Raw genomic sequence first — 10,539 nt, forward strand, 5'->3', positions numbered from 1 at the left:
AACCTGCTGGTGTGCCTTTTAAGCTGAGCGAACCCGGTTCGGCACAGCCTCCGGTGGCGGATATGGAAATCTACTCCTCTGACAAGTTGTTTCCGGGAAGATTTTACGATCAGGTCACTATCCAGGAATTTCGCGGTTACAATATTTTGATACTTAAACTTTATCCGCTTCAGTATATTCCGGAATCGGGTGAATTGATATACTATCCGGACCTGAATGTCGAGGTCGATGTCACGGAAACCCGTGATCTGACTACCAGCCTGTATCGCTCAAAATACGCAGACGAGGAAGCTGTCGCACATAAAGTTGACAACCCTTATGATATCAATAAATATTCTGTCCTGCCGTCGAGAGCTGACAAATCGGGTGAGCAGTTCGATCTCTTAATCATTACAACTCCAGCCCTTGCAGGCGGTTTTGCTCCGCTCAAGGACTATCATGACACTACAGGAATTGCTACCCAGATAGTCACTACCGATGTGATCGGATCGGTTGATCCGGATGATATCCGGGCGTATATTACCGACGCTTACCTGAACTCAGGGATTGAATATGTGATTATCGGTGCAGATGATGACATTATCCCCGCCAAGGATTTATATGTCAGGTCGTGGGAAGGCCAGGAGGCCGAAGTCGAATATGCTATGCCTGGCGACCTATATTTTGGATGTCTGGACGGTACCTGGAACTACGACGGAGATTCCCGCTGGGGAGAACCCACAGACGGTGAAGACGGTGGTGAAGTCGACCTCTATGCTGAGGTCTATGTCGGGCGTTTCCCGGTCGGCAACAACGACGAAGTCGACACCATGGTCGCCAAAACTCTTGCATACATGAATTATTCTGTCTTCAATTACTTTTTGAAAAGAGTCCTGCTCGTGGGAGAGAACCTCGGTTTTGGCGGTGTCTCCGAGTGGGGCGGTAACCTAATGGATGAACTTGTGGGTACTGTGACCTCTGACGGATACACTACAGTCGGATTCTCAACTGATGACTACGCTGTCGACAAATTGTACGATCGCGACTGGGATGATCCCGACGTTGAAGACGATGAAAATGACTGGCCCAAAAAACAGTTCATCAAGAAGTTTAACCGTGGGATTCATTTTCTCAATCACCTCGGGCACGGTAATGTCGGTTATGCTATGAAGCTGTACAACAACGATGTCGATACGCTCGAAAATGAAAAGTTCGGATTTTTGTATTCACAGACCTGTCTGGCCGGTCATTTCGACAACCAGGCCAACGCATCTGATTGTTTCGCTGAGTATTTGACAGTCAAATTCATGAACGGCTGTTTTGCGCTGGTCATGAATGCGCGTTACGGCTGGGGATCTTACAACTCAACGGATGGCCCCTCACAGAGGTTTCATCGCCGTATGGTAGACGCGGTCTATGCTCAGGACATTCGAAATTTCAGCAAAGCTAACCAGCACTCACGGGAGGAAACGGTTTTTCAAATCGATGACGCCTGTATGCGCTGGTGCTACTACGAGCTCAATTATTTCGGTGATCCAACTATTGAGATGAAATATCACTGCGATGATCTTGATCAGGACGGTTATCCGGGTGAATATTGTGAGTACGATCCGAAGCCTGTAGACAACTGTAAACTGCGTTATAACCCGGACCAGATCGACAGCGATGGTGACAGCTACGGGGACAGTTGCGATGCCTGCCCCGGATATGATGACGATATCGACAGCGACGGTGACAGTGTGGCCGACGGTTGCGACGAATGTCCCGGCTTTGACGATTTCGCGGATGCCGATCATGACGGTATCCCTGACAGTTGCGATGTCTGCCCGAATTACCATAACAGCCAGACTCCCGATTCGGACGGTGATGGGTATCCCAACGGCTGTGATAACTGCGCGTATGCCTATAATCCGGACCAGGCCAATTCTGATGGTGATTCAAACGGTGACGCCTGCGATCAATGCGAGGGGTATGATGACGACATCGATTCGGATATGGATTCTACACCGGATGGATGTGATCTATGCCCGGGATATTTCGATTTTCTCGACCTTGATGGCGACGGTATGCCCAATGATTGCGATAAATGTCCCGGTTTCGATGATTTCGCTGATTACGACGGGGATTCCGAACCTGACAGTTGCGACAATTGCCCGATCACTTATAATCCGGACCAGGTAGATTCCGACGGCAATGGTGTCGGCGATGCCTGTGATAATCTCTGTGGCGATGCCAACAAAGACGGTACGCGTGATGTCTCCGACGCGATGTACATTATCAACTTCGTATTCAACAGCGGTCAGCAACCATCACCCTTGAGGGTTGGCGACGGCAACTGCGACGGTTCGATAGACGTGTCCGACGCGACTTACCTGATAAGTTTCATATTCAGTTCGGGTGGCGCGCCCTGTGATCCCGATGGCGACGGTATTCCTGATTGCTAATCAGGTTTTAGTAGATAAAAAATCCCCGCCAAAAACTATTCGGCGGGGATTTTTTTGAATGCGTTGAAATCAGCAATCCGGAACCTGATCACCGTTTGAATCGCAGGGATTATTGCCTCCCGCAAATGCGTAATTTATAATAAATACTGCGTCTGAAACATCCACACTGGCATCACAGTTTGCATCACCGGAGCTGTATGGTACCGGAGAGGGACCTCCAGAAAAAGCGTAGTTGATGATATAAACCGCGTCAGACACATCGACCACTGAATCGTTATTGGCATCGCCGCAGACATAATCTCCCCGTAGCGAATAAGCCCAGAACGTGGTACATGTGTCGCTGTTCGGATTGTCGCCGTCATCGAGAATCTTGAAGTAAATAATATGAACACCACTCGAGTCTTCCGGCAAAGGCCAGTTTACTGTCGTGTCTTTGCTTTCCGAATCATATTCCCAGATTGGATTCCAGACACCGTTACAGGCATCGATCTGGTAATATGCCCGGTTTAGTCCGAGATTGTCAACGAAGTCGATTTCCATGATAGGAGGGTCAGCGTAGAAACCTCCCGAAGCAGGTGAAACCACGCTGAAGGTTGGAGCGGTACAGTCAATCTGGACCTTCGCACCGCGGCTAACATGGAAGATACTATGGTTGCTCGGATCTCTAAGTGACGAACTGTCGATCATAAAGTCAATTGAATCATGCTGATTAATTCCATTATACACGATACCGAAGGCATTGCCTGGACCGCTCATTGTCGAAAGCAGTGAGACGAAATCAACATGGATGCTGTCACTTCCAATCAATGAGTAGAGCGTGTAGCTTGATGGTGGAACCATCAAATCACCCTTGATGATATCGACAGGATCAATATAGCTGTCGTTATACTTAAAGGTAAAAAACCCGCCCTTGATATTGCCCAGGTATTCATCAATGGAAAGCCACAGAGTATCGGTTCCACCGCAACTGGTCGACTGGAATTTTGGATTGAGAGAAACCAGATTGGACAGGAGCTGGTATTCAATTGAGATACTATTCAACACAGGTGAGAAATCGCCTGATGACACAAAGTTTACGCGGTACTGCAGGTATTGATTTGGTGTTGACTGTATCTGTCCCCCAGCGGTAACCTCTGTCCACTCTTCCCACTCAACGCCGTCCTCGCTGGTACGTGTTTCAATGGTCAAAAGATCTGAAATGGCGGAAGATGCTGTGGCCATTCCGCCCTGGTATGGCCCGCCGGCGCCGGTGTAAGGGCTATACCAGAGACCATTGTGATAATGAATTGCGCCCCTGACTAATCTGTCGTCATCCCATTCACCTTCGCCACCGAGCACAATATCGGGTGCATCCGGTCTGAACCAGGGACCCATCGGGTCGATAGCCCAGGCAGTTCCAAGTTGCCAGTGTTCGTTGGCATAGCTACCGGTATACCGCATGTAGTAAATCCCATCGACCTTGATAATGCTGGGATCAGCGGTCAAACCGCTGTCCCATCCGGAACCGTCCGGATTATGCGGGAGCACCAATCCCTGTCGAGTCCAGGTTCCATCAGCTTCAGGTCCGAGCGGGAATAATGCAGCGGTAGTTGTGGCCAAGCCAATCTGCTCGGCACATCCATTACACTGGAAATCACCCATGTAGTACATATAGTAGGTGTCGCCTTCTTTCCAGACGAAAGGTTCGCTGACACGGAGGGCGTCCCACTGGCCGGTAGCACCCAAATCGAGGATGATCTGGCCTTTAGTCCACGGACCTGTTGGGGCTAAAGCGGTTGCGTATTCAAGCCTCTGCTTGTTGTCGATAGAGAGCGAGACGTCATAGAAAAGATAATAAGTCGAGCCTTCCATGAAAATCTGGGGAGAATAGACATAGTTTTCACCGGCATCCGGGCTCAGGATTGGATTGCCCTCGTATTTGGTCCAGTTCAGGAGATTGGGATCTGTGGTATAAGCGAGCTGAAGTGAACTGTTGGCCGAATAGATCACCCAGTACTTACCATCATACATAATCGGTTGTTGCAGGGGGTCGTCTATGTCAGTCAGGATATTTTCAACCAGCGCGGTACCCGATATGACAGGATTGTTTTCATATTTTTCCCAACTGTTCCAGGGATATGGTGATGTTGTTCCGGTCCAGGTCAGGCTGTCAAAAGAATCCACAGGTCCCAATTCCAGAACCTGTGAGGTGTAACTGCCATCACTGTAAAACTCGTCAATTTCCACCAAACCATACTTGATCCAGTCGATATGTGATTCAGCGACACCACTCTGGTCATTGCGCGAATAATTCAGCATTCTGATCGTATTAGAAGCGGAGTTTAGTGTATCGCCATTGAGTTCACCCACCCAGATATCATCACGATAAACCTGCACCGGCAGGCTGGGATCATCGAAGTCGCCTTCAAGACGAATCTTGTACCAGGTTTCAAGTTCGGTGGTAACATCGACATATGAAACAGTCGGATAAGTTTCATCTTCTTTATAGAAAGAAACCATCCGGTCAGTAAAGATATCCATACGAAAACCTGCATCAGAATTAATTATATCCAGTCTCTGGCATGCACCATGGGGGATTTCGGTGAAAGGATCAACCACTTTGGAATCCTGCAAACTGTCGAAGTACAAATAGAATTCGACCACGAACTGGTTTGTAATTGGCATATTTGTGCGCGAAGCAAAGGCGTAGGACTCCTCAGTGGGATGGGGCATCGACTTTAGATGAATCTGGCCATCGGGATTTTCCTCTGCGACATTGCCGGGTTGGTTTTCAGTGAATGTCCATCCGGCAATACTGTCATCCACAAAATCCCAGGTGCTGGTTGTGAAATAGTCGATCAGGATTTGAGGCTCGTTTTCTGAACCGTCCAGGACAGTCTGGTCGAAAACACCACCAGCGAAATCCGTCTGGGTGTCATGCAGTAGCTGATCACCATGTGCACTATAAAGTGGTATACAGATAAAGCACAATACAGCAAGAAGTGTCCAGGCACTTCCTGTAGTATGATCTTTCAGTATCGATTTAAACATCGCGTTCCTCCTTACAAATAGAAGACCAAATGTGAGTATTTTCAATTGATGCAGTAGTTTCATCTTCAAATCATACCGTTTATTTCAAGAGTGTCATCTTTCTTGTCTGCGAGTAGTTTCCTGTCTCAATGCGGTAGAAGTACACTCCGCTGGCTACTTCCTGCCCTGCTTCATTGCGACCGTTCCAGCTTAAATAGTGACGACCGGCATCCTGATAGTTACTGGCCAGCACATTGACGACCTGTCCCTGGATATTGTAGATCTTCAAGCTGACATAGCCAGCCTTTGGCATATCGTAATAAATCACAGTTTCCATGTTAAATGGATTGGGCCGGTTCTGGGACAACTTATAAACCGCCGGGAGCTGACTGCTGATCATGCCGTTGAATTCCTGTTTCACAACCGGAACCTCATTGTTTGCCCGGTCACGGAGAATGACATCGGCGAAATCCAGCACGTGTGTTTTTCCGGATTTTTTTCGGAAGGTTATCTGGGTTAGTGCGTGATCATCATTAACAAGCAGACCGTTTTCCATAAAGGCCAGGTCGATTTCGATACCATTAGCGTTGTCGCGGCTGATCATAAAAACTCTGTTACCGGCTTCAGCCAGGACTGCGTTTTTGCTGACTCCGATAAACTCCAGTTCATCCGGATTGTAGTCGACAACAATACTTGCCCCTGCTATATCTGCCGGGATTTCTGCAAGATGAATATCGACAATGATTGTGCCTGCAGACCTGTCCTTGACGCGTACGGCTTCCTGCATGTATATTCTGGCAGGCGCATAACTGCCTGCGCTGTATTCTCCCGGCAGGTCTTTTGAGTTCGGCCCTACAGTTCCGTAGTTGATTGCGAAAAGAATCAGGTCTTCAAAATCGATCATGTTATCCGTGAGGGGGATACCAATCGAGCTTCCGTCATCAGTCGGACCGATATCGAACTCATCGTTATAACCCGGATCAGCTGCACCCAGCCAGTAAGTCATCGACAATTCAACCAGATCGGTGTAATAGACACTGCCATCACCGGAAATATCACCCAGCCAGTAATTGGTTGCTCTACCCTGCTGTGAGACCGATGCCGAGGAATAGTTGCCGGCTTGATCATAGGAAAAGATCGTATAATAATATACGTTCCGCGGCATTTCACCGATACCGCTTGAATCACGGTAGCTCTCTCCGATACCCATGTATACCAGGCTGCCATCATTCGGATAATCAGGGTAGCCGAGTGGATTGGGATACTCATCATCGTATTCCGGGTAAGCCTCCTGAAGCCAGGGATTGCGACTAATCATAACGCCCTCGAAAGTGGGATCGCCAACCGGGTTGGTCCAGCTAAGTTTGCACTTCTGATGACCCGCAAGCACTGTGAATCCTGTCGGAGCTTCAGGTGCCGTGGTATCTAATGTAAATGATAAAGCTTCGGGCTGGTACCCGCTTTGATTTCCGGCAGCATCGGAAGCCATGACATGCCAGTAATAAACACCCTGTTCTAAAGCAATCGTCGGGCTGTAAACTGTGTCCTGTATGTCGATCACCGTAATCACATCACTGCTGAAACCCGGATCTGTGCTGTATTCAAGCGTGTACTTTCCACCCACTCCCCCGGTAGCACTCCATATAAATTCCGGAGTGTTATCATTTATATAACTTTCATCCGCCGGCACAAACAGGACCGGGTAATCCGGTGGATCGGTGTCAACTGTAAATGATCCCGAGCTTGCCTGGTAACCGCTTCCACCCGATAGATTGTAAGCTTCAACTCTCCAGTACCAGATGCCATCCGGTACCAGTGCTGATGATGGTGTGTAGGTAGTATCTGTCAGGTTAGAGACTGTGACAGCCTGAGGTCCGAAGCCAGGATCGAGAGAGTACTGGAGATTATAGTGACCGTACTCATCGGTCGTCTCGCTCCAGATAAACGTCGGCAGGCTGTTATTGGTAATCACTTCTTCTTCAGGTTCTATCAGGACCGGCACATCCGGTAGAATCAGCACTACCGTCACTTCTGCATCGACAGTAGTATGATCCAGATCCTGCAGGAAATCATCCTGCAAAGTGGAAGAGATAAAACTGATCGAGGTCGGATCAACTTCCGCCAAAGCTGTAAACTCTATCGTAAGGATAGTTCCCGGACCAGCAAGTGGTGATGGATCCAGAATTTCGAAATCGATATGAACCTGGTCTGTACTCACGAGATGGCTGAGTGAGTGATTTATGGGCATATCCGGACCGGCATAGACATCTACCAGAGAAAGATAGCTCTCATCGAAGCCTATGTCGAGATCTCCTGAACGGACATCTTCAATATTATGATCGAAGTATAAGTCGACAGTGATGTTGTAACCAACACTCACCTCCTGCGAAGCGGGCAGTAGTGAAATCTCTCCGATTTGTACTTCCTGGTAGCTGAAATTGACCTCGGATAGCATTGGAGATTCTGTTTCAGAGATGCGGTCAAATGTTGCTCGGTACTGGAAATAATATTCAGGATTTGACTGAATAGTGCCACCGTTGGTCACGGACTGCCATGCTTCCCAATTCGAACCGTCAGAGCTTGAACGTGTCTCAAACAACAGGAGATCATCCCGCCCTCCGGACCTCACAGTAGCAGTATCTTCACTCCATAAAAACACTCCGAGACTACCAGCATCCAGAACGAGAATATCTGAAGTGTACATTCCGGTACTCAGGTAAGACTCTTCTTTCGTACCATATTTGATCCATTCAAAATGTGATTCGGCTGTTCCGCTTGAACTGTTTCGCGAGTAATTGAGCATTCGGATGATCTGCGATGCTCCGTTGGATGAATCCGCCAGAAGTTCCCCTACCCAGACATCGTCACGGTATACCTGCACTGGCAGATTGGGGGCAGTAAAATCAGCCTCGAGACGGATCTTATACCAGGTCTCGAGCTCAGTGATGATATCGAAGGATGCAACAGTCGGGTACGTTTCTCCATCTTTAATGAATGACACCATCCGGTCGGTGAATATATCCATTCGAAAACCGACAGCGCTGTTACTAATATCCAGTCTCTGACAGGCCCCATAGGGTGTTTCGGTGTACGGATCGATTACTTTGGAGTCCTGCAGGCTGTCGAAATAAATATAGAATTCAGCAACGAAAGTACTCCCGATATTGATATCAGAGCGCGATGCGAACGCATAGGATTCACTGGTAGTATGCTGAACCGATTTCAGGTGGATTTCGCCATCAGGATTCTCCTCGGCTATATTGCCGGCTTGATTGGCAGTGTAAGTCCACCCGGAAATCGTGTCGTCCTCAAAACTCCAATTGTAAGTCTTGTAAGTATCGAGCAAAATCTGCGGAGCGAGTTCGGTACCTTCCAGAACAGTCTGGTTAAATGTTCCCGCTGAGAATTCTGTCTGGGTATCATGGACTAAAGTCGCCGCAGTCGACAACGCAGCCATCAGGCAAATCAGAACGATAGCCCCTATTGCTGTTTTTGCTGGTAACAGTTTTCGCGTGTACATTTTCCTCTCCTGGTTAAACATAAACCACCCGTTAATTCGATGTGTAGTCAGGGGAATCGCAAAAACTGCGGCCTGTCTCTTCTCCTGGACATGATTATCCAGAAGGCTTAGATCCCCCTATAATAATAATAATTCATTACCATAGCCCGATGTGGTTAAGGCTGTTGGGTCAGAATACAGTGCTAAAACATTATCGCTGTGTGATTATTTGGGAGTATAGCTAATACACCCTTTAAAAAAAATCCCTACTTCCCTAAATAGAACATTGATGTTGATAAAAGTACAGTAACATTTTGCCGGATCATTTGATCCTGAATTCTGTAATCATAGACTCACAGAATCTAATTGCGAGTAAACTCTACAAACCTGAAATAGTATCTTTGCGGCTGTTTTGTCAAGTTAGTATTGTGTTATGTTTTTTATCCCTTTCCTTAAACCGTCAGCCCGATTCATTATTTATAAAGTACTTGCAACACGGATAAATACAATTCATTTTCAGCATTCCGGACTGCCGTCATGGTCTAAATCGCAGGGTGGATTACCACCCGCGAACGCGTAGTTTATAAGATAGACAGCATCTGACACATCGATCTGGCTGTCACAATTGGCATCCCCTGATTCGACCGGATTGGGCGCGTCTCCTCCCGCGAAAGCGTAGTTGATGATATAAACCGCATCGGACACATCGACATTTACATCAGAATTAGCATCGCCACAGGTGTAATTAGACTCAATCGAGACATAGCCCCCTGAGGCTGAGGATGGGATCGTATCCAACTCTGTATCTTGAAATATATGGTCTGAGAGCAACAATTCACTTCCTCCCCCGGATGATTTAGTTTTGAGCTTCAGGGTCACTACATGCCCTGGGCCATTAGCGTATAATCCGGGTCCCAATAAACAGTTGGCAATATCATACTGCTCCATGGTATCATTGACAAACAGCCATGTCGGACCCTGATCGCTGAGGAGACTACCCTCCACGACCTCGATCAATTCGAGATAATTCCTGTCAAAATAGAGCATCAGCTTATAGCAGTGAATTTGATTCAGGTTAGCATCTGCCATAATGTCGATTTCTATTATGTCGTTGGGTTCAGCCATTACACTATCGGGCGAGAAATAGATTTCTCCGGTCTGGGCCTTCAGCACAGTCCCGGGACTCAAAGAGAGATAAACAAATACTAAAATCATTAGCAGTTTAACATAAGCAGTCATATCAATACCCTTGAAAAACTCCAATCGCAGTATTTATGACGCAGTCCTTTTGCCCCTTGTCGCTGCAGGTAAATATAGTAATATAGAACTTTCACCAACAAACCTGATAATTCACCAGGTTAGACCAAATCACCAGTAAAATCAAAACATGTGAGTATTCGGGGTTAATATAGCATAAAATCAGGGTCTGTCAATCAAAATGTAAGAAGTTTAGTCTGAATTAGAAAAAATGGAGATGAAGGGGCTCGAACCCTCGACCTGTGGCTTGCAAAGCCACCGCTCTCCCAGCTGAGCTACATCCCCATTTTCAGAACTCTGATCGCATATTAAAAACAGTTCGATAAAAAAAGTTCCGGCTCGTACCGGAAT

4 protein-coding genes and 1 tRNA gene are annotated in these 10,539 nt (G+C 47.4%); 1 reads left to right on the forward strand and 4 read right to left on the reverse strand.

The window, feature by feature from the left end; translation table 11 throughout:
- Nucleotides 1-11: 11 nt before the first annotated feature.
- Nucleotides 12-2,423, forward strand: coding sequence for a hypothetical protein (locus tag GF404_10060; protein ID MBD3382527.1), 2,412 nt, complete (start codon nt 12-14; stop codon nt 2,421-2,423).
- Nucleotides 2,424-2,492: 69 nt separating this feature from the next.
- Here GF404_10060 and GF404_10065 read toward each other — a convergent pair whose 3' ends face one another.
- The 4 genes from GF404_10065 to GF404_10080 form a co-directional block, all read right to left on the reverse strand.
- The gene (locus GF404_10065; protein MBD3382528.1) at nt 2,493-5,453 is read right to left on the reverse strand and encodes a hypothetical protein; all 2,961 of its coding nucleotides are present in this window, start codon (nt 5,451-5,453) and stop codon (nt 2,493-2,495) included.
- Nucleotides 5,454-5,532: 79 nt separating this feature from the next.
- On the reverse strand, nt 5,533-8,973 hold the full coding sequence (locus tag GF404_10070) for a T9SS type A sorting domain-containing protein (protein ID MBD3382529.1): 3,441 nt from the start codon (nt 8,971-8,973) through the stop codon (nt 5,533-5,535).
- Nucleotides 8,974-9,447: 474 nt separating this feature from the next.
- On the reverse strand, nt 9,448-10,170 hold the full coding sequence (locus GF404_10075) for a hypothetical protein (GenBank protein ID MBD3382530.1): 723 nt from the start codon (nt 10,168-10,170) through the stop codon (nt 9,448-9,450).
- Nucleotides 10,171-10,400: 230 nt separating this feature from the next.
- Nucleotides 10,401-10,473, reverse strand: a tRNA-Ala gene (locus tag GF404_10080).
- Nucleotides 10,474-10,539 lie beyond the last annotated feature (66 nt).

The sequence above is a fragment of the Candidatus Zixiibacteriota bacterium genome (genome assembly GCA_014728145.1).
Taxonomy (GTDB): domain Bacteria; phylum Zixibacteria; class MSB-5A5; order JAABVY01; family JAABVY01; genus WJMC01.